This window comes from Gemmata algarum, assembly GCF_034097035.1.
GTDB classification, from domain to species: domain Bacteria; phylum Planctomycetota; class Planctomycetia; order Gemmatales; family Gemmataceae; genus Gemmata; species Gemmata algarum.
This window is the reverse complement of record NZ_JAXBLV010000133.1, coordinates 15785-34060: the sequence shown is the minus strand read 5'-3', so window position 1 is coordinate 34060 and position 18276 is coordinate 15785. Positions and strand designations below refer to the sequence as shown.

Sequence of the window (18276 nt, the reverse complement as noted above, 5' to 3'; positions counted from 1 at the left end):
AAGGCTCTTCCGCCCGCCGCCCGTTTGGAAGAACGGTATGTGCCCGGACGGCACATCAACTGGGCGCGGCTGTCGGACCCGAACTGAATTTCCCCGTGCCCGCGTAACTTGCTTAAAATCCAGGCGTTCTGGCGATTCGTGCGGCTCACTTCCGTTTTGGTATTTGGTGTTGAGACGACGTTTGTGCGCATCACCAGAGGACTCGCATGATCGGTTCCATCGGTTCGACCGCGTCAACGCTCTCGGTCGCGTCTGTTTTACAGCCCGGAATAACCTCGGCCGCGCGTGGAGCTGATGCACTCACCGGTGTCGGTGACACCGCCGACATCTCGGGGCCGGGGAAACTGTTCGCGGCGCTCAAGGAACTGGCCGCGGAAGATCCCGAGAAGTTCAAAGCGGTGGCCGCGGACATCGCCACCAAACTCAAGGAAGCCGCAGAAACGGCGAGCGATTCGAGCGGTTCGGCCGCCGGACCCAGTTCGTTACTGTCCGACCTCGCCGCCAAGTTCGAGAAGGCGGCGGAAACGGGGGATGTGTCCGTGCTGGAACCGCCCTCGCAGGGGCCGGGTGGGGTTGGTGGCTACGACCGTACCGGCCGGCCGAACGGTCCCCCGCCGCCCCCGCCGGAGGGCTCGGGCGTTGACCTGAAGTCGCTCTTCGACTCGATCACTAAAGAGGTGACCGACGCGCTGGCCGCGTGACCACGGTTAAACGGTTCGCCCGAGCGACGGCCTCGGGCGAACGGGCCACTGATAGGCTGGCCCTTGCCGTAAACACCACGTCGGGCCGTTCTACGGATCGCAAACGATGCGGTGTGCGGGGGGTGAAGGCGGTTGTTCATACGTCGCGTCGATCGGTGCGGCGGGTCCGTGCCACACGGTGCGGCGCGTTGAGCGGGCGCTCGCACGCCCAACTGCCTGCGTAACCGAGCGATACCGCTCGCCTTCTTTTCGTTCGCTCGTACACTGCCGGAACTCCCTGCAGACGTTTACTCGCCCGCTTTACTCCGAGAGGCCCGATGCCCGTACGTCCCGTTACCCACTTCACGTGGCAAGTGCTCCGCACTGTGAAGCGGAGCAAGAAGCCCTTGACCGGTCGCGACCTGCGGCTGGCGCCCACACGGAACACGAAGGACGGTTCGTTCCTGACGGCGCTCGTCGATCAGGGGCTCCTGGTCGCCGTTACCGGGTCGAGCGACATCCCGTTCGAGGCGACGTTCTCGCTCACCGAAAAGGGGCAGCACGCGGCCGAGTACGGCGAGTACGAGTACGATCTGAAGTCGAAGTCCGCTCCCGTGCCGGCCCCCGCGCCGCCGGCCCCCAAAGCCACGGTGGTTGCCAAGAAGAAGCGGTAACGGGCGTGAAACGCCAAACGCCCGGCGACGCGCGCCGGGCGTTCGTTTCGGACTGGTGACCCGTTCACTCTTTCGTAAATTTGTTGGGCACCGGGTTCATATTCTTCAGCACGAAGAGGTGCTGCTTTTCTCCCGCCTTGAATTCTTTCGGCGTCTCGCCCCCCGGCAGGGCGTACACGATTGTGATCGTATCACCCTCTTTTTTGATCAGCCCGTTCGCGGTCGATTCTTTCGGTTGGTGACTCGTCATCTTGATGGCCCACGGCGTTTTAGCCTTATCGATCGTGTAGGTGGCAGCGAAGAACTCCTTCTTGTCCTTGTCGGTGCCCACGATCTTGTCGCCGGTGAACCGCACCAGTGAGCCCTTGATTTCGCCCTCGGGAATGGCCTTGCCATCTTTTTGACCCGAAACGATCGTGTAGCCGCCGTCAAGTTCCCCGGCGGCCTTCTTCTCGTCCTTTTTGTCGTCGGCGGTTCCGGGCGAGCCCGTCAAAACCACCACGGTTGCCGCTGCGAACAGAAGTGCGGAAACGAAGGTGCGCATTGCGGTTGTTCCTGGTGTTAGCGCCCCGCTACAGGTGCGGGAACTGCGAACCATTGGAGCAACCGCTGTGCCGTGGTCGGAGTCAGGACGACAGCTTCGAGGACCGGGCACGCAGGAGGTGATCGACCAGCACGAGGGCAACCATCGCCTCGCCCATCGGGACGAAACGCGGCAGCAGACAGGGGTCGTGGCGGCCCTTCACGAGAATCTCCGTCGGCCGGCCGTCGCGGTCGATCGTTCGCTGCGTGCGGGGGATGCTGCTGGTGGGCTTGATGGCGGCCCGGCAGACGATCGGCATTCCGCTGGAAATGCCGCCGAGCATCCCGCCGTGCCGGTTCGACTCGGTGCGCACCCGCGGGCCGTGATTCGGCTCCCACACCGTCGCGTTGCAATCGGCCGCGTCCGGGGCGACCGGGGACTCGTGCGCTTCCGGGGGCGCGAACACGTCGTTGTTCTCGCTGCCGCGCATGGTGGCGACCGTGAAGCCCGCGCCGTACTCAAACCCCGTGACCGCCGGCAGCGACAGAAGTGCTTTGGCCAGATCGGCTTTCAGCTTGTCGAAGACGGGTTCGCCGAGCCCCGCGGGGACGCCGGTCGCGACCAACTCGCACACGCCGCCGATCGAGTCGCGGTCCATTCGCACGTCGTCGATGAGCTGAAACATCTGGGCCGCGGTTTCCGGCACCGGGCAGCGCACCGGGGTTGCTTCGACCTGCTCCAGTGTCACGGCGGTCGGGTCGGGAACGTGCGCGATGAGTGGGCCGACCTGCTTGACGTACCCGAGCACGCGAATCCCGTCGCGCGCAAGGAGCTTTTTGGCGACGGCGCCGGCCGCGACCCGGCTCACCGTCTCGCGCGCGCTGGACCGCCCCCCGCCGCGGTAGTCGCGGAACCCGTACTTCGCGTCGAACGTGTAGTCCGCGTGGCCGGGGCGGTACTTGTCCTTGATGTCGCCGTAGTCGCCGCTCCGCTGGTCGCTGTTGCGGAACGTGATGGCGATGGGGGTGCCGTCGGTCTTCCCCTCGAACACCCCGGACCAGATTTCGGGAAGGTCCTGTTCGTCGCGCTGGGTGGTGAGCTTGCTCTGCCCCGGGCGCCTGCGCCGCAGGTCCGGGAGCAGGTCGTCAACCGAGAGCTCCAACCCCGCGGGGCACCCGTCGATAACGACCACGTTTCCGGGGCCGTGGCTGACGCCGGCCGTGGTGACGCGAAACAGTTTGCCGAATGTGTTGCCTGCCATCCCGCAATTGTATCGCTTCCACCGGCCCCGGGCTGGAGTCGGCCCGGCCGGCGCGGGTAGATTGAATGTGAGACATGGCCCCAAACTTGATGGTTTCAAGTTTCGGTTGCGGGCTCCATCAGGCGACGCGACGAACCGCCCAGCGGTTTCGCGGCCGCCGGAGCTTCACGTGGGGCCGGCACCTGGAACCCGGAGGGACTCACCCCAATGCGACCCGCATTCGCGTTCGGCGTGCTGCTCGGCACGATGACACTGGCGCACGCGCAACCGTCCAAGGACCCGGACCCGCGGTACGGGGTCAACGCGCGGGTCAAGGTGCATTCGCAAGCGAGCCCGAAAGAGGCGCTCAAAACCACCCTCGCGCTGATCGACGCGGGACAGTACGCGTACCTCGCGGCCCACGTCCTCGACCCCAAGTTCGTGGACGACATGGTGGCCGATCGCGCCAAGGGGTTTGAGGCCGGGGTGGAGCGTGAACTGGCCGCGCTGCGAGAGTTCCAACGCGCCCATCCCGACCAGGTGCAGGCGACGGACCGCGTCCCGCTGGACCCGAAGGAGTTCCGGGCGGCGGCCGAGCAGAAGGCGCGCGAGCTGGCGTTCAAGCAGTTGCTGCGCGACATCGAGGAGAAGTTCCGTGAGGACCCACACGCGCTGAAAGACTTGCGGACGATCCTGCGCGAGGGCAAGTTCTCGGAGGCCGACCCGACGGCGTCCGCCGGGCACGGCACGGTGAAGGGGCGCACGCTGCACTTCAAGAAGATCGGCGACCGCTGGTTCCTGGAGAACCGGGTTGCCGAGGAGCCCAAGAAGGAAGAAGAGCCGAAAAAGGAAGACCCCAAGAAAGAGCCGTAACGGCCGTTCGTCGGCGGAGTGCGCTCCGCCGACACCCTACTTGTTAACCCACTTCAAGATGATCGGACCGGGTACGGTCATTTTCACGACCATCTGGAGCGACGACCCCTGCGGCTTGTGCTTTTCTGGCGGCTTCGGTTTGTCGTCCTTTTGCTCCTGACGCTTCTCGTTTGCCCGTGACGGCTTACGCGAACCGACGGGCCGCACCGGCTTCCGGCGTGCCGGGTTCTGGGGGGCTTCGTCGGCCGCGTCGATGTTGAGCGTCAGCGCCGCCATCCCCACGACCGCGCCGTACTTGTTCAGCACCGGCCCGCCGCTCGAACCGCTCGCGTAGTCGGCGGTGACGCTCATCCACTTCTCGCGCTGCTTGTTTTCGTTGGTGTAGGTGCTGTACCGCGTGACCGCGCCCTGGGTATACACGTAGAACAGGTCGCCCGGGTGGCTCAGCACCCCGACCCACGAGCCGACCTCGGCGAACGCGGGCGACACGGCCAACGGCACCAGCCCCCGGGCCGGGATGCGGAACACCGCGACGTCGGCGGTTTTGTCGCCGCCGAGGAAGTCGGTGACCGGGTACACGTTGCCGTTGCGGTCGGCGGCCCCGAACACTTCGCCGCCTTTGAGGTCCTCGAAGACGTGCCAGTTGGTGACGAGCACGCCGTCGGCGGCTGCGACCCATGCGGTCGCGTAGGTACCGGTTTCCCAGTTCCCGTCCTTATCGGGGTACACGCTGCCGACGATGAACACGCCCGGTTCAGCGAGCCGGTACACCTCTTCCGGCGTGAGGGCCTTGACGCCCGGTTCGGCGGCGGCGACGCGGGCGCTGCCGGGCTTGATTTTCGCGAGGAGCTTCGTGTGCGCGAGCGGCTTCTTGGCCTCCGCCAGCTCTTCGAGCTTCTCGTACAGGTTGTTGTACACCGCGTCGTCGTCGACGAACTTCGGCTCGCGAGGGGCCTCGGCCTTGGGCGGCTGGGCGACGGCACCGAGCGCGACTGCGCAGCCGAGCAGGAGCGCGAGTGGGAGGGCCGGGGGCATCGGGTTGCGCATATGCTCTCGGTCGCTTGCGGGATTAAGTGGCTTGGTAAGCAGTCAAGAGGCGCGGCAGTTCGAGGAGCGCGCTCTCAAATTCAGCGAGGCGCAGTTGCAGTTCCGCCCGTTCTAATGGCGTCAATCGCCCCTGATCGATCATTCCCGAAACCTGCTGGGCGAGACCGCGGGCGGCGGGTCGGAACCGGTCCAAAAAAACTCTGACGGCTTGGAACTCTGCCGCGACCACCCGTTGCGTCTCTTTCCCATAGAGGCTTTTCGTCGCCGCCTCTTTCAAGTCCCTGAGCTGTGTGTGAATGCCGGACATCTTTTGCTGGTACTCGCGCAAGAGCGGCACAACCGTGGCAGTGAAGGTCTCGGGCGGATCGATCACGACTTCTTTGCTCACGGCTTCTCCTCCCAAGCTCGGATCGTTTGGAACACCCGCACAAGGCGCTGCACAGTGGCGGCCAGGCGTGGCATGTCGAAACTGCCAGACGCGGTCGAGTACAGCTTTTCGCCCGCAAGCGTTTCGAGGTTTTTGAGGATCAGCGAAACGAATGCGAAATCGTGTCGGAATGCGTGAGCGCCGAGAGCGTTTTGCATCTCCCGCACCGCGGTCATGTACTCGCCCGCTTGGTAGTGGCTTTCGACCTCTCCTTGTTGCCCGGCCCACAGATCCTGTTTCGCGACGACCGACAGAAACCAGATCTTTTGTTTGCAGACCGAAACGAACGGAGCCAACTGCCGAAGGACGCGCAACTCCTCTTGCCGGCGGTCGGTGGGGAGAGCCGACAAGAAGCCCGGTTTGGTTCCAGTCGTCGCCCACAAGGCATGAGATTTGTAGCTCGGCGTACTGAACGTGTGGTATCCGTACGCGCTCACCAAAATGATGCCCCGGAACGCGCCCTCCGCAATTTGGCGGTGCAACCCGGGCCACGTGTGTTCTCTGCGGAACGTTTGGCCCGGTGCCACGACGACCTTAACGGTCTCGTCGTCTTGTAGTGGGAACTCCTCGATACCGTCGCTTTCTGTGTACTTGCCGGCGTTTTCGTCGAACCAGTCCAACTGACCGGCGAGGAGCCGCGCGAGCGTGGTTTTACCCACGCCACCAGGACCGATGATGAGAACACCGCGACTCGGTTCCGGAAGCCCTTCATCCGACCGCGAGGGGCGATTGAATTGGTCCTTCAGCCATTCCCAAATGCCGCACAAGACGCCCTTCGTGACTTCGCGGCCGGCGTTCTCGATATCGAAAGCACCTTCGCCCATCTCGTATCCCCGGACGAATTATCGCACGCCGGCGCCGAGCCGTCTACTCCGTGCGCTTGGCGCGGGTCTCAGCGTACCCGGCTTCGAGCCGGCGGGTCAACTCGGGGAACTTGTCGAACAGCCGCTTCGGCGCCCGCTTCTCGCACCGCGTCAGCGCGTACGCCGTCAGCAGCGGCAGCGCGATCGTCGAATCGACGTAGCACGTCACCGAGTCCGGGAGCTTCTCGGGGTCCACCTTGCCCCACGTCATCGCCTCGCTCGGCGTCGCGCCGCTCAGCCCGCCGGTGTCCGGGCGGGCGTCCGTGAACTGCAAGAAGTAGTCGTGCCCCGCCTCGAGCAGCCCGAGCACCTCCTGAATCTGCGGCTCGGTCTGGAGCATGAAGTTCTTCGGGCTGCCGCCGCCCAGGATCAGCACGGAACTGGTGCCGCCGGCCGCCTTCGCGTCCCACACGATCGACGCCGACTGGTTCACGTCGCGGAGCGGGTCGATGCGGAGCTGCGAGCCCTCCAGCATCAGCGCCGCGAGGTTCATCCCGATGGAGCTGTCGCCCGGCGAACTGGTGAAGATCGGCACCCCGTGCCGGTACGCCGCGGCCAGCAGGTTCTTGCCCTTCACCCCCGTCTGGTCCTCGCGCTCCGCGAGGTACTTCCCGACCAGGTTGTGGAACTCCGCGGTTCCCATCGTGTGCTGGAACGCGTCCCCGCGGCACAGGGCGCGGAAGAACTTGTCCGTGCCGAGCAGGTTCTCGTAGTCGAAGACGATGTCGTAGATGCGGATGACCTGGTTCTCGCGCAGCTCGTGGTCCGGCAGGCTCGGCCCGGCCTGGAACAGGTCCATGCCCAGCGCGTAGTGGGTGTCGTGGTACAGGTTCGCCCCGGTCGAGACGATCCAGTCGATGAACCCGGCTTCCACCAGCGGCACCAAGCACGACATCCCCAAGCCGGCGGGCGTCAGCGCCCCCGAGAGCGCCAGCCCGATGGTGCCGTTGTCGGCCAGCATCTTGCGCACGAAGAGCTGGCACCCCTCCCGCAGCCGGCCGCCGTTGTACGAGAGGAACGCGCCGTCGATGAGGTCCGCGGTCCCGGCGCCCGGCGCGACGGGCGCCGGGTCGATGCGGTGGCGGCTGATCTTGTGCAGGAACTCCTTGTTGGCGTCCGTCCCGGCGTGGCGGTCGTAGCTCGGCTTGTGCGGGTGCATGGCGTCCGTGGGTCAGGGGTCGGGGGCAAAGGGGCATTCTATGACGCCGAGTTCGCGCAGCGCCGCGGCGTACTCCTCCGGCGTGTTCAGGTTGCGGAGCGACCGGAGTTCGGGGTCCGCGTCGCGCAACTCGCTCGCGCTCAAGGCCCGGGGCGGTACGAGGGTGAAGAGGTCCGTCATACGCAGCCGGTTCGCCGCCAGCATCGCGCGCGCGACCGGTAGCACGCGCGCGCGGTAGGCCGCGGCCAGCGGGTGGAGCCGGCCGCCGATTTGAGGTACCGCGGCCCAAACACTCACCCACCAACCCTCTTCCTGGAGGGAGGGTGAGAGCGACAACCGCCCCCCCGGCCCCCTCCCTGAAGGGAGAGGGAGTTCGCTCGCTCCGCTTTGCGAATCGAGTTCGCTGAGCAGTTTTAAAGGGTCTTGGCTCCCCCTTCCTTCAGGGAGGGGGCCGGGGTGCGGGTTGTCGTTCTCATCTCTTCCCTTCGGTGTGTGGGTGGGAGGTCCGCTTAGCCCCGTGACCACACACCGCACGAACGCCGGCGTCAAGAACGGGGCATCGCACGCGGACAGGTACACCGCGTCACACGCCCCGTCGAGGGCCGTAAGCCCCGCGACCAGCCCGCCGAGCGGGCCGCGGCCCTCCACCTCGTCGCGAACGACGGGCACGCCGTCCGGCAACGGTGGGATCTCCTGGTCCGGCGCCGCGACCACGACGACAAGGTCGGTCGATTCGCGCACCGCGCGAACTACCCGCTGGAGCAAAAGCTCGTTGCCGAAGGGGAGGGCCGCTTTCGCACGCCCCATACGCGCGGATTTGCCCCCGCACAGGACGATTCCACCGACTTTCATGCGTCGCTGCTCCGAAATCATGCGCCGGGCCGAATTCTGCGCCACCGCGCATATTTTCTATTAGCCGGCAGAACGTGTGTTACTGTCCTATGAGAAGTGTATCTAGCGCTTTGCGCCCCGGTGCGTGTGAGTACGCCGATGTTCTTTACTGCTTTCCGGCGGCTGTTCCGACGCGAACCGTCGCCCCAGTTACACACCTCGGACCTCGTGCGGGACCTCGGGCGCATCGAGTCGTTCCCGACGCTCTCGCACGTCACCGTGCGGGCGATGGCGCTGACCAACGACCCGAAGGCCACGCTGGCGGACGTGGCCGAACTGATCCGGCACGACCCGGTGCTGTCGGTCGGCGTTTTGAAGGTGGCGAACTCGGCCGCCAACCGCGGCCGCCGCGCCAGCGAGAACGTGCAACAGGCGACCGTGCGGCTGGGCATGCGCCGGTGCCAGCAGGTCATCGCCACGGTCGGCGTGCGCGGGGTGTTCAAGTACACCTCGCCGCTGGCGGAGCTGATGTGCGAGACCCTGCTGCGGCACTCGCTGTTCACCGCCAACATCGCGTCGCGCCTGAACGCCGCCGGCGAGCTGGGGTTCCGCGGCGAGGAGTTCACCGCCGGGCTGCTCCACGACATCGGGCGCGTCATCATGTGCGTCCGCGCGCCGGCCGCGTTCGCGTCCCTGGACCCGCTCACGTTCCAGGAGGACGGCGGCGTTCTGGCGCGGGAGCGGGACGCGATCAAGTTTGACCACTGCGAGATCGGGGTGCGGTTCGCCCGCGCCAACCAGTTGCCCGCGACCGTCACGAACGCGATCCTGAACCACCACTACCCGCAAGCCGAGCGCGAGTTCCCGGTGCTGGTGGCGCTCGCCGCGGTCGCCGACGGGATCGCCAACCACGCCCAGCGCGAGCGCAAGCTGACCAACTACCGGCCCGAGAAGTGCCCGGGCTTCATCCGGCTGCTGGCCAACGTCGGTCCCGAGAAGACGCGGGCCGTGCGGGCCGCCGTGTCGCGGGCGGTGGTGGACTCGCTGCGCGAGACGCGGGCCATGCTGAAGCTCACCGCGACGATGTGACGTGCCCGGCGCGTGACTCATCTCAACGAAGCCGCCCGAGCTTTTGCGCTCGGGCGGCTTCGTTATGGACGGGCGCGGGCAGAACCCCGGAATCGCATTAAGAACGGTCCCGAGCGACTGCTTCGTCCGCGCCGATTACTGCTCCGTGATGATCTCGCCGCCGTCGCGCGTCGAAAAGTTGTGGATCGTGGCCAGGGCCAAGCTGTTCGAGAAGAACCGGACGCTGCCGTCCGCCAGGACGATGTTGACGCCGCCCGAGTGACCGGAGTTGAGCGGGAAGTTGGGGCCGGCGTCGTTGTGGACGCCGGCGGCCTGTGCCGTCGCCGTGTTCCCGGCGGTCCCGGCCGGGATGACCCCGCGCTGGTTGAGCTGGTAGCGGTTCGCGGTGCAGTTGAAGTGCCGCCCGTCCGCGCCGGTGGCCGCCCAACCGCTCCCGTTCGGGTGGGCCGCCCCCATGGTCCACCCGTAAAGCGTGGCGCTGTTCCCGACCCCGGTCGTGAACCCGGCCGTCATCGGCGCGCCGGTCGCGTCGCGCAAGTGGTCGCTCTGCTCGCCCACCATCCAGGTGTTGCTGGTCCCGTCGGTGATGCTGGTCAACTGGAGCCGGCTGCCGGCGTAGAGCACGCCGTTGGAACTGCCGAGGGCGCCGGTGCCGCTGTTACAGCAGGTCACCTGGTGGATGCCCGGGGCGGTGGACACGATCACGGAGCCGGCGATCCCGGAGTACGAGGAGTTCATCTTGACCGCGGTGGTGCCGCCGGCGCCGGTCTGGAAGTCGGGCACCGGGCTGGAGGGGCACCGCAGCGGCTTGATCATGATGTTGGTGATGAGTGCCCCGTTGGCCGTGTTGCTGTACCCGCTGTGGCCGGTGAGGGACCACTGGCGGTAGATGTTGTCCTGTTCGATGAACGGCAGGATGTACACCTTCCACGACGAGCCCCAGCGGACGGCCGTGTCGGTACCGAACGGGGGCATGTCGTTGGCGGCGCCCGGGGGCAGGCGGTTGTTCTGGTCGTGGAAGTTGTGGAGGGCGAGGCCGAGCTGCTTGAGGTTGTTGCTGCACGACATGCGTGCGGCGGCCTCGCGGACCTTTTGCACCGCGGGCAGCAGCAGCCCGATCAAGATCGCGATGATCGCAATGACGACGAGTAGTTCGATCAGCGTGAAACCACGCCTACTGGTCCGGGCGTTCGACACGGGCATTGGACGGGCTCCTGGACGGGGAGAAACCGATGAGTCGACTTGCGTGAACCCACGTCGCTGTGGGGTATCGCCGGGGTGAGCATGAGCTGAACGAACCCACTTTCATCTGGGCGAGTGAGAAAATCAAGTGGGAACTTTCTGAGAATTCGGTTCCTCCCTCGTTTCGCTACTTGAGTTCGACGTTGTAGGTGAACGGGTCGGCGTTCACGTCGGTGGTCAGGTCGGTGCTGTTTTCGGCGGTGTACTTTTGGGGGATGGGGACCCACTTGGCGCCGGGGGGCGGCTGCTTGACCCCTTCCGGCATGGTGTAACCGGACGACTTATCGACGGGCCGCAGGAACCCGTTCTCGACGAACACCTTGCACGGCCCCATTGGCACCGACTTGACCGTGTACGTGCCGTCGGCGGCAACGTCTCCGGACCCGACGCGGTGGACGGCGACGGTCGAGCGGAAGTGAATGGTGCCCCCGGTCAGCGGCTTGCCGCCCGCGAGGGTCACCTTGCCGGTCACGGTCGCCGACCGCTCCTCCGGCGGCTTGCCGCACCCCAAGAGAGCGATGCCGGCACAAAACGTGAGAGCGCGGAACAGGTATGTGGTCATGTTAATGGGGCGTTGAAGAGGTCCGGGGAGGTTCAAAAGAAAAGCGACCCGGGGACCGGGTCGCTGGGCGCGGCTCGTCGGGATCAGAAGTTCGGGATCACCTCGCCGCCGGCGCGGGTGGCCAGCCACTGGAGCGTCTGAAGGGGCGTGGAGGCGGACACGAACCGCACGCTGGCGTCGCCCATCAGCATCTGCGCGCCGCCGCTGTGGCCCGACGAGAACGGGATGTTCGTGCCGGCGTTCTCGTTCGTGCCGTTGGCCGCACTGTTGCCGAGCCCGCGCTGGTTGATCTGCCAGCGGACCGTTGTGCAGTTGAACGTGCGGATGTTCACGTTCCCGCTCCCACTCGTGGCGCACCCCATCGTCCAGCCGTGCGGCCCCTGGCTGGTGATCGCGGTGTACGCGCCGGTGATCGGCTGGTTGCTGGCGTCGCGCAGGTGGTCGCTCTGCTCGCCGACCAGGATCGTGTTGCTGGTGCCGTCGGAGATGTCCGTCAACTTCACCTGGCTGTTGGGGTACAGCACGCCGGCCCCGCTCACGAGGTTGCCGCTGCCGTTGCAGCACTCGGTCATGTTCGCCACATCGCTGGCGATGGCCGAGCCGGCAACGCCCACGTAGGAGCTGAACATCTGGATCGCCCCGCCGTTGTACGAGGAACTGTAGAAGTCCGGGAGCGGCGACGACGGGCAGCGGTACGGCTTGATGGTGTTGCGGTGGACGAGCGGCGCCGTCTGGGACATGTTGGTGCCGTTCGTGTAGCCGCTACTGTTGTTGAACTGCCACTGGCGGAAGATGTTGTCCTGCTCAAGGAACGGGAGGATGTACACCTTCCACGACGACCCCCAACCGTTGGAGCCGTTGCCGAACGGGGCCACGTCGTTCGAGCACCCCGGGGGCAACTTCTGGTTCTGGTCGTGGCAGTTGTGCAGAGCCAGCCCGATCTGTTTCATGTTGTTACTGCACGACATGCGCGCGGCGGCCTCGCGGACCTTTTGCACCGCGGGCAGCAGCAGCCCGATCAAAATCGCAATGATCGCGATGACGACGAGCAACTCGATCAGCGTGAACCCACGCCGATGACACCGAACGTTTGACGCGGACATGGGACTCCTGAGGCGGGAGTAATTGGATGAGACAATTTGCGTGAACCCACGAGTGTGGGGGTACCGCCGGTGTGAGGGTGGCCTAGATAACTCAACTTTCGGTTACGGGACTTTGAAAATCAACCAAAAAAGTTTGTGAGAGTTCGAGCCCTGCGATCCGACCCACACTCACGGCGCGTGGTCGCACGGCTCCCGGGTTGCGGGGCGGTGCGTGCAGACGGTACGCTTTAAAACCCGAGTTTCTAACAGTGCGGACCGCAAAGAACCGTAAATCACTCCTGGTTCTCAGACTCGGCTCATTTCCTTACGCTTCAGGGGACTCGCGTGAAAACCGTTCTGCTCCCGATCGGCGACGCGGCCGAGGTGCTTGACACGTATTACCCCCTGTTCCGGCTGCGCGAGGAGGGGTACACGGTCCTCGTCGCGGGGCCGGAGGCCCGGCCCTATCACCTCGTGCTGCACGAGCGGCCCGACGGCTGGGACATCACCCAGGAGCGGCCCGGCTACACCCTTCAGGCCGATGTCGCGTTCCGGGACGTGAACCCGGACCACCTCGCCGGCATGGTCATCACCGGCGGGCGGGCGCCGGAGTACCTCCGCTACGACGCCGACCTGCTGCGCATCACCCGGGCGCTGTTCGCCGCCAACAAGCCGGTCGCCAGCGTGTGCCACGGCATCGAGATCGTTGCCGCCGCCGACGTGATCCGCGGGCGCGAGGTGACGACCGTTGCCAAGTGCGCGCTGGACTGCACCTTCTCCGGGGGCGTGTACGTGAACCGCGAGGTGGTGGTGAGCGGGAACCTCGTGACGTGCCGTACCTGGCACGACAACCCGGCGTGGATGCGCGAGTACCTCAAGCTGCTCCGGGCCACGGGGTGAAAAGCGGGACCGAGGGACGGCCGCAAAAAAGCCCAAAAGCCACAAAAGGCGAGCGGAATGGCCCGCGCCGAAGAACGCGTTGTCCGCCCGGGCCGGTCGTGCCCGTCCGTTCCGTTTTGCGCTTTTTGTGCTTTTTTGCGGCCATTCCTCTTCGGTACCCGGTCGGCCGCCTACCCACTGCCCACTCCAACTCCAACAATATCAGAATCAGCGCTCACTCCTCCTGCCCGCGGGTTTCAGTCATGCCAAACAGTTTCGGAAGCCTCTCCACCCTGTCCGTCGGCGGTAAGCCGTACACGATCCACAAGCTCGCGGCGGTCGAGGCGGTCCACCCGCAGGCGAAGAAGCTCCCGTACTCGCTCAAGATCCTGCTCGAGAACCTGCTCCGCACCGAGGGCGTCAGCCTCGCGGTGCGCAAGGCCGACATCGACGCGCTGGCCCTGTGGCAGCCGAAGGCCGAGCCGAACGTGGAGATCGCGTTCACGCCGGCCCGCGTGCTCATGCAGGACTTCACCGGCGTGCCGTGCGTCGTGGACCTCGCGGCGATGCGCGACGCCATGAAGACGCTCGGCGGCGACCCCGCGAAGATCAACCCGCTGGTGCCCGTCGAGCTGGTCATCGACCACTCGGTGCAGGTGGACGAGTACGGCACCGACCGCGCGTTCCGCGACAACGTGGCGCTGGAGTACGAGCGGAACCAGGAGCGGTACACGTTCCTGCGGTGGGGCCAGAACGCGTTCCGCAACTTCAAGGTGGTGCCGCCGGGCACCGGCATCTGCCACCAGGTGAACCTCGAGCACCTGGCGCGCGGGGTGTTCACCGACGCGCACGGCGTGGCGTACCCGGACACGCTGGTGGGCACCGACAGCCACACCACCATGATCAACGGGCTCGGGGTGCTGGGCTGGGGCGTCGGCGGGATCGAGGCCGAGGCCGCCATGCTGGGCCAGCCGGTGTCCATGCTGATCCCGCAGGTGATCGGGTTCAAGCTGTCCGGCAAGCTGTCCCCGGGGGCCACCGCCACGGACTTGGTGCTGACGGTCACGCAGATGCTCCGCAAGAAGGGCGTGGTCGGCAAGTTCGTGGAGTTCTTCGGCCCGGGGCTGGCCGACCTGCCGCTGGCGGACCGGGCGACGATCGCGAACATGGCGCCCGAGTACGGGGCCACGTGCGGCATCTTCCCGGTGGACGCCGAGACGCTCCGGTTCCTCACCCTGACCGGCCGCCCCGCGGAACTGGTGAACCTGGTCGAGGCGTACTACAAGGAGCAGGGGCTGTTCCACGACGCGCACACCCCCGAGGCCAGCTACACCGACACGCTCGAGCTCGACCTGTCCACGGTGGAGTCGAGCCTCGCCGGCCCGACCCGGCCGCAGGACCGCGTCCCGCTCCGGACGATGAAGGCGGCGTTCGCCGAGGCGCTGCCCAAGCTGAAGGCCGGGGTGAAGAAGCCGACCGCCGTGCCGCTGGCGCTGGCCGCCCCGGCGACCGGGCCGTTCGGCGCCAAGGAGCCGGCCGCGGTGACGGTGCCGCCGGGCGCGCTGCACGACGGCTCGGTGGTGATCGCCGCCATCACGAGCTGCACCAACACCTCCAACCCGTCGGTCATGATGGCCGCCGGGGTGCTGGCGAAGAAGGCCGTGGCCAAGGGCCTGAGCACGCAGCCCTGGGTGAAGACCTCGCTGGCCCCGGGGTCGCAGGTGGTCACCGACTACCTCACGAACGCCGGGGTGCTGACCGACCTGGAGAAGCTCCGGTTCAACGTGGTCGGGTACGGCTGCACCACCTGCATCGGCAACTCCGGCCCGCTCCCGGAGGCCGTGTCCCGCGAGGTCGGGGCCGAGGGGCTGGTGGTGTCGGCGGTGCTCAGCGGGAACCGGAACTTCGAGGGGCGCGTCCACCCCGAGGTGCGGGCCAACTACCTCGCCTCCCCGCCGCTGGTGGTGGCCTACGCGCTGGCGGGCCGCGTGGACATCGACTGGGACAGCGAGCCGGTCGGCACCGGCGCGGACGGCGCCCCGGTGTTCCTCAAGGACATCTGGCCGACGCACGAGGAGGTCGCGTCCGCGGTCGGCTCGTCCATCAAGAAGGAGTCGTTCGAGCGGATCTACGGGGCGGTGTACGAGGGCGACGCGTCGTGGAAGGCGCTCCGGGTCCCGACCGGCGACCTGTACGCGTGGGACGCCAGCTCGACGTACATCGCCAACCCGCCGTACTTCCGCGGGATGGGCGTGATGCCGCCGGCCATCGCCGAGATCACCGGGGCGCGGGTGCTGGCGCTCTTGGGCGACAGCATCACCACCGACCACATCTCGCCGGCCGGCAACATCAAGAAGGACTCGCCCGCCGGCAAGTACCTGCTCGACCACGGGGTGGAGCAGAAGGACTTCAACCAGTACGGGGCGCGGCGCGGGCACCACGACGTGATGATGCGCGGCACGTTCGCCAACGTGCGGCTGCGGAACCGGCTGGTCCCGCCCCGCGAGGACGGCACCCCGGTCGAGGGCGGGTTCACCCGGCACCTGCCCGGCACCGAGGTGGTGAGCATCTTCGACGCCTCGATGGCGTACCAGAAGGACGGCGTCCCGCTCATCATCCTGGGCGGCAAGGAGTACGGGTCGGGCTCGTCGCGCGACTGGGCGGCGAAGGGGACCAACCTCCTGGGTGTGAAGGCGGTGCTGGCCGAGAGCTACGAGCGCATTCACCGCAGCAACCTGGTCGGCATGGGGGTGGTGCCGCTACAGTTCAAGGCCGGCGAGAGCGCCGCGAGCCACGGGCTGACCGGCGAGGAGACGTTCGACATCGGCGGGCTGGTCGCGGGGCTGGAGAAGAACTTCGACGGCGCGGCGCGCGAGCTGACCGTGACGGCCGCGAAGCCCGACGGCACGACGGTGGCGTTCAAGGCGGTGTGCCGGATCGACACGCCGCAAGAGGTGCAGTACTACAAGAACGGCGGCATCCTGCCGTACGTGCTGCGGCAGTTGCTCGCCGCGAAGTGACGCGAACGTTGAGCGGTCCCGAGCGGGGCCGCTCCCTTTGTACCCGACGGTTCAAGAGGATGCGGTGATGTCGCCCCCGACCTTGTTCGCGCAAAACAACGGTGGCCCCCCCGTCGAATTTTTCGCGGTTGTTATTTTTTTCGTCGTGGTAGCGATGTTGATCGGCCTTGTGATCAACATCTTCTTTTTGCTCACGCTGAGCAAAGCCTTGCACCGGTGCCACCCGGACAGCCGGACGATGGAGCCCGGTATGGTGTGGCTCGCGCTGATCCCTTTGGTGGGGATCGCGTGGATCTTCGTTAACGTCCTCCGCGTGGCCGAGTCGCTGCGGAACGAGTTTCGGTACCGCCGGTGGCACCGCCGGGGCGAGGACTACGGGTACGGTATCGGGCTCGCCTACTGCTGTCTGATGCTGGCTTCGATTATCCCGTACTGCGGATCGTTATTTGGTCTGGCCGGGCTGGTGTGCTGGATCATGTACTGGGTCAAGATCGCGAACTTGAGCCGACAAATTGAGCGGCCCTACCGTGGCTCGGATTGGGACGACGAAGAGGACGACGAATACTACGACGATGATGACGACCGGCCGCGGCGCCGCTCCCGTGATGACGAGTACGACGACGGGGACGACCGGCCGCGGGGCCGGGGCCGTGACGATGATGACGACGACCGCAAGCCGTGGGACCGTCCGCGGCGCTGACCCCCGTTCGCTCAGGTGAGCCCGCCCATGTTCGATAGCGATTTCCTCGGCGTGCTGTGCGGGCTCGGGTGCTTCGTCACCTCGATCGTGCTGGCAATTGTTCTGGGAGCGGGGTTCCTGTCGGCGCTCCAGCGGGCGCTGCTCCGGGTGGAGCCGGAGAACCGCCGCATGTCGCCGGGGCAGGTGTGGCTGAACCTGATCCCGATCTTTAACTTGGTCTGGTGTACGGTGACCGTGGAGCGGGTCGCGGAGTCCCTGCGGAACGAGTTCCTGGCCCGCCAGATGCACAGCCGCCGCGAGACCTACGGGCGCACCCGGGGGTTCACCCTGCTCACGCTGCTGGCGAGCGGCGTGCTGTTCTACCCGGCGTTCATCACGTACCCCATCGCCTTCGTGTACGCGATCCTCTACTGGCGCCAGATCTCGCGGTACGCGGAGCAGCTGAAGCCGGGGGCGTATGCGCCGCCCCCGACCGACGAGGCGTGGTGACCGCGGGCGCTACGGCTCGCGGGCTTTCAGCGGCGCCGCGATGTCGTCGGGGACGAGCGGGAAGAACTTGTACCCGGTGCGCTGCTCGACCGTCGCCACCGACACCTGGTACGGCTTCCACGCCTCCGGGACGCTCTGATCGTTGGGCATCCAGACCGCCAGCATTTTGCTGTCGGGGCCGGGGCGGGCGGTTCCGGGCGGGACCACCAGCACAACCTTCCAGGTCGCGCTCGGGACGTTCACCTTCGCGCCCCCGACGGTGTCGTGTGGGCCTTTCTCACCGGTGCCGCCGGTGCCGTGCGGGCCGGCCGCGATGTGCAGCTCGCTGCCGTCCCGGGTGAGGTCGCGGCAGTGCGACTCGAACCGCTCCCACCCGCCCCGGTTGCACGCCGGTGATTGGGGGACGATGTTGGTCGTGTAGAACGTGGCCGCGTTGTTGTCCGCGCTGTCGGTACGGTCCTTCGACGGGCACAGGTGGCCGCGGTCGAACCCGCTGCCGGTGTAGTCGTCGTGCTTCACCTTGCGGAACGCGCCCGGCAGATCGGGGTCGGGGTCGAAGTGCGACAGCCGCGGGGTGTTGCCGATGTCGCCTTTCGTCAGGTTCCAGCACACCCAGTTCGCGGTCCGCTTCGAGTCGTTGTAGGACAGCACGTACTGCGGCCGTTCGATGAGGTACGCGTCCCGGCTGTTCGGGTCACGTTCGGCCGGCGCCGGCGTCCCGAACCGCACGTTGCGGTTGTCGTTGGTCGGCCCGCCCGGCGGCGCGTGCTTCTCCTGCTGAATCCGCAGCAGGGCGGCGATGCCGCCGATGATGAGGATCAGCACGCCGGCCACGATCCGCTGGGTCGGCGTCAGGGTGTCCAGAAAGTTCTTCGAGGCCATTCCTCAGCTCCCGC

19 protein-coding genes are annotated in these 18276 nt (G+C 66.6%); 8 read left to right on the top strand and 11 right to left on the bottom strand.

Annotated elements, in window-relative coordinates:
- The first annotated feature begins 206 nt into the window (after window positions 1–206).
- Window positions 207–701 (top strand): hypothetical protein, encoded by a 495-nt coding sequence (locus tag R5W23_RS11540; protein WP_320686449.1) that lies wholly within the window; start codon window positions 207–209, stop codon window positions 699–701.
- Window positions 702–1018: 317 nt separating this feature from the next.
- The gene (locus tag R5W23_RS11535; protein WP_320686448.1) at window positions 1019–1354 is read left to right on the top strand and encodes a hypothetical protein; all 336 of its coding nucleotides are present in this window, start codon (window positions 1019–1021) and stop codon (window positions 1352–1354) included.
- Window positions 1355–1418: 64 nt separating this feature from the next.
- Here the strand turns inward: R5W23_RS11535 and R5W23_RS11530 are convergent, their stop codons facing one another.
- A complete protein-coding gene (locus R5W23_RS11530; protein ID WP_320686447.1) occupies window positions 1419–1898 on the bottom strand; it encodes a TIGR03067 domain-containing protein in 480 nt (159 codons plus the stop codon).
- Between the two features lie 82 nt (window positions 1899–1980).
- Complete coding sequence (gene aroC, locus R5W23_RS11525; RefSeq protein ID WP_320686446.1) at window positions 1981–3138, bottom strand: chorismate synthase; 1158 nt, start codon at window positions 3136–3138, stop codon at window positions 1981–1983.
- Window positions 3139–3345: 207 nt separating this feature from the next.
- Between aroC and R5W23_RS11520 the strand changes: the two genes are divergently transcribed.
- Window positions 3346–3990 (top strand): hypothetical protein, encoded by a 645-nt coding sequence (locus R5W23_RS11520; protein ID WP_320686445.1) that lies wholly within the window; start codon window positions 3346–3348, stop codon window positions 3988–3990.
- Between the two features lie 36 nt (window positions 3991–4026).
- Here the strand turns inward: R5W23_RS11520 and R5W23_RS11515 are convergent, their stop codons facing one another.
- From R5W23_RS11515 to mobA, 5 genes are read right to left on the bottom strand one after another with little or no spacing between them, the layout of a single operon-like run.
- The gene (locus tag R5W23_RS11515; protein ID WP_320686444.1) at window positions 4027–5037 is read right to left on the bottom strand and encodes a S1 family peptidase; all 1011 of its coding nucleotides are present in this window, start codon (window positions 5035–5037) and stop codon (window positions 4027–4029) included.
- A gap of 22 nt (window positions 5038–5059) precedes the next feature.
- Window positions 5060–5425: a hypothetical protein gene (locus R5W23_RS11510; protein WP_320686443.1), complete on the bottom strand. Its 366-nt coding sequence runs from the start codon at window positions 5423–5425 to the stop codon at window positions 5060–5062.
- Window positions 5422–6288, bottom strand: a complete 867-nt coding sequence (locus R5W23_RS11505; protein ID WP_320686442.1) for a P-loop NTPase family protein — start codon at window positions 6286–6288, stop codon at window positions 5422–5424. The genes R5W23_RS11510 and R5W23_RS11505 overlap by 4 nt, the downstream gene beginning before the upstream one ends.
- A 43-nt stretch (window positions 6289–6331) precedes the next feature.
- Complete coding sequence (locus tag R5W23_RS11500; RefSeq protein WP_320686441.1) at window positions 6332–7486, bottom strand: homospermidine biosynthesis protein; 1155 nt, start codon at window positions 7484–7486, stop codon at window positions 6332–6334.
- A 12-nt stretch (window positions 7487–7498) separates the two neighbouring features.
- The gene (mobA, locus tag R5W23_RS11495) at window positions 7499–8338 is read right to left on the bottom strand and encodes a molybdenum cofactor guanylyltransferase (RefSeq protein WP_320686440.1); all 840 of its coding nucleotides are present in this window, start codon (window positions 8336–8338) and stop codon (window positions 7499–7501) included.
- Between the two features lie 138 nt (window positions 8339–8476).
- Between mobA and R5W23_RS11490 the strand changes: the two genes are divergently transcribed.
- Window positions 8477–9406 (top strand): HDOD domain-containing protein, encoded by a 930-nt coding sequence (locus tag R5W23_RS11490; RefSeq protein WP_261189516.1) that lies wholly within the window; start codon window positions 8477–8479, stop codon window positions 9404–9406.
- 135 nt (window positions 9407–9541) lie between these two features.
- Here R5W23_RS11490 and R5W23_RS11485 read toward each other — a convergent pair whose 3' ends face one another.
- From R5W23_RS11485 to R5W23_RS11475, 3 genes are all read right to left on the bottom strand, one after another.
- The gene (locus R5W23_RS11485) at window positions 9542–10609 is read right to left on the bottom strand and encodes a DUF1559 domain-containing protein (protein WP_320686439.1); all 1068 of its coding nucleotides are present in this window, start codon (window positions 10607–10609) and stop codon (window positions 9542–9544) included.
- Window positions 10610–10775: 166 nt separating this feature from the next.
- A complete protein-coding gene (locus R5W23_RS11480; protein WP_320686438.1) occupies window positions 10776–11210 on the bottom strand; it encodes a hypothetical protein in 435 nt (144 codons plus the stop codon).
- 83 nt (window positions 11211–11293) lie between these two features.
- Window positions 11294–12313: a DUF1559 domain-containing protein gene (locus R5W23_RS11475; protein ID WP_261189519.1), complete on the bottom strand. Its 1020-nt coding sequence runs from the start codon at window positions 12311–12313 to the stop codon at window positions 11294–11296.
- A 324-nt stretch (window positions 12314–12637) separates the two neighbouring features.
- Between R5W23_RS11475 and R5W23_RS11470 the strand changes: the two genes are divergently transcribed.
- From R5W23_RS11470 to R5W23_RS11455, 4 genes are all read left to right on the top strand, one after another.
- Window positions 12638–13192, top strand: coding sequence for a DJ-1/PfpI family protein (locus R5W23_RS11470; RefSeq protein ID WP_261189520.1), 555 nt, complete (start codon window positions 12638–12640; stop codon window positions 13190–13192).
- Between the two features lie 242 nt (window positions 13193–13434).
- Window positions 13435–16191 carry an aconitate hydratase AcnA gene (gene acnA / locus R5W23_RS11465; RefSeq protein WP_320686437.1) on the top strand — a complete coding sequence of 919 codons (2757 nt, stop codon included), beginning with the start codon at window positions 13435–13437 and terminating at the stop codon, window positions 16189–16191.
- 154 nt (window positions 16192–16345) lie between these two features.
- Window positions 16346–16891, top strand: a complete 546-nt coding sequence (locus tag R5W23_RS11460; protein ID WP_320686436.1) for a hypothetical protein — start codon at window positions 16346–16348, stop codon at window positions 16889–16891.
- A gap of 27 nt (window positions 16892–16918) precedes the next feature.
- A complete protein-coding gene (locus R5W23_RS11455; RefSeq protein WP_320686435.1) occupies window positions 16919–17380 on the top strand; it encodes a DUF4328 domain-containing protein in 462 nt (153 codons plus the stop codon).
- 9 nt (window positions 17381–17389) lie between these two features.
- Here the strand turns inward: R5W23_RS11455 and R5W23_RS11450 are convergent, their stop codons facing one another.
- The gene (locus tag R5W23_RS11450; protein ID WP_320686434.1) at window positions 17390–18262 is read right to left on the bottom strand and encodes a DNA/RNA non-specific endonuclease; all 873 of its coding nucleotides are present in this window, start codon (window positions 18260–18262) and stop codon (window positions 17390–17392) included.
- Window positions 18263–18276 lie beyond the last annotated feature (14 nt).

What these genes read in the sequence shown, in the direction of transcription:
- R5W23_RS11450 (WP_320686434.1), bottom strand. Translation starts at nt 18,262, where the DNA reads ATGGCCTCGAAGAACTTTCTGGACACCCTGACGCCGACCCAGCGGATC.
- R5W23_RS11530 (WP_320686447.1), bottom strand. Translation starts at nt 1,898, where the DNA reads ATGCGCACCTTCGTTTCCGCACTTCTGTTCGCAGCGGCAACCGTGGTG.
- R5W23_RS11490 (WP_261189516.1), top strand. Translation starts at nt 8,477, where the DNA reads ATGTTCTTTACTGCTTTCCGGCGGCTGTTCCGACGCGAACCGTCGCCC.
- R5W23_RS11480 (WP_320686438.1), bottom strand. Translation starts at nt 11,210, where the DNA reads ATGACCACATACCTGTTCCGCGCTCTCACGTTTTGTGCCGGCATCGCT.
- R5W23_RS11535 (WP_320686448.1), top strand. Translation starts at nt 1,019, where the DNA reads ATGCCCGTACGTCCCGTTACCCACTTCACGTGGCAAGTGCTCCGCACT.
- R5W23_RS11455 (WP_320686435.1), top strand. Translation starts at nt 16,919, where the DNA reads ATGTTCGATAGCGATTTCCTCGGCGTGCTGTGCGGGCTCGGGTGCTTC.
- mobA (WP_320686440.1), bottom strand. Translation starts at nt 8,338, where the DNA reads ATGAAAGTCGGTGGAATCGTCCTGTGCGGGGGCAAATCCGCGCGTATG.
- R5W23_RS11505 (WP_320686442.1), bottom strand. Translation starts at nt 6,288, where the DNA reads ATGGGCGAAGGTGCTTTCGATATCGAGAACGCCGGCCGCGAAGTCACG.
- R5W23_RS11520 (WP_320686445.1), top strand. Translation starts at nt 3,346, where the DNA reads ATGCGACCCGCATTCGCGTTCGGCGTGCTGCTCGGCACGATGACACTG.
- acnA (WP_320686437.1), top strand. Translation starts at nt 13,435, where the DNA reads ATGCCAAACAGTTTCGGAAGCCTCTCCACCCTGTCCGTCGGCGGTAAG.
- R5W23_RS11500 (WP_320686441.1), bottom strand. Translation starts at nt 7,486, where the DNA reads ATGCACCCGCACAAGCCGAGCTACGACCGCCACGCCGGGACGGACGCC.
- R5W23_RS11515 (WP_320686444.1), bottom strand. Translation starts at nt 5,037, where the DNA reads ATGCGCAACCCGATGCCCCCGGCCCTCCCACTCGCGCTCCTGCTCGGC.
- aroC (WP_320686446.1), bottom strand. Translation starts at nt 3,138, where the DNA reads ATGGCAGGCAACACATTCGGCAAACTGTTTCGCGTCACCACGGCCGGC.
- R5W23_RS11475 (WP_261189519.1), bottom strand. Translation starts at nt 12,313, where the DNA reads ATGTCCGCGTCAAACGTTCGGTGTCATCGGCGTGGGTTCACGCTGATC.
- R5W23_RS11540 (WP_320686449.1), top strand. Translation starts at nt 207, where the DNA reads ATGATCGGTTCCATCGGTTCGACCGCGTCAACGCTCTCGGTCGCGTCT.
- R5W23_RS11460 (WP_320686436.1), top strand. Translation starts at nt 16,346, where the DNA reads ATGTTGATCGGCCTTGTGATCAACATCTTCTTTTTGCTCACGCTGAGC.
- R5W23_RS11485 (WP_320686439.1), bottom strand. Translation starts at nt 10,609, where the DNA reads ATGCCCGTGTCGAACGCCCGGACCAGTAGGCGTGGTTTCACGCTGATC.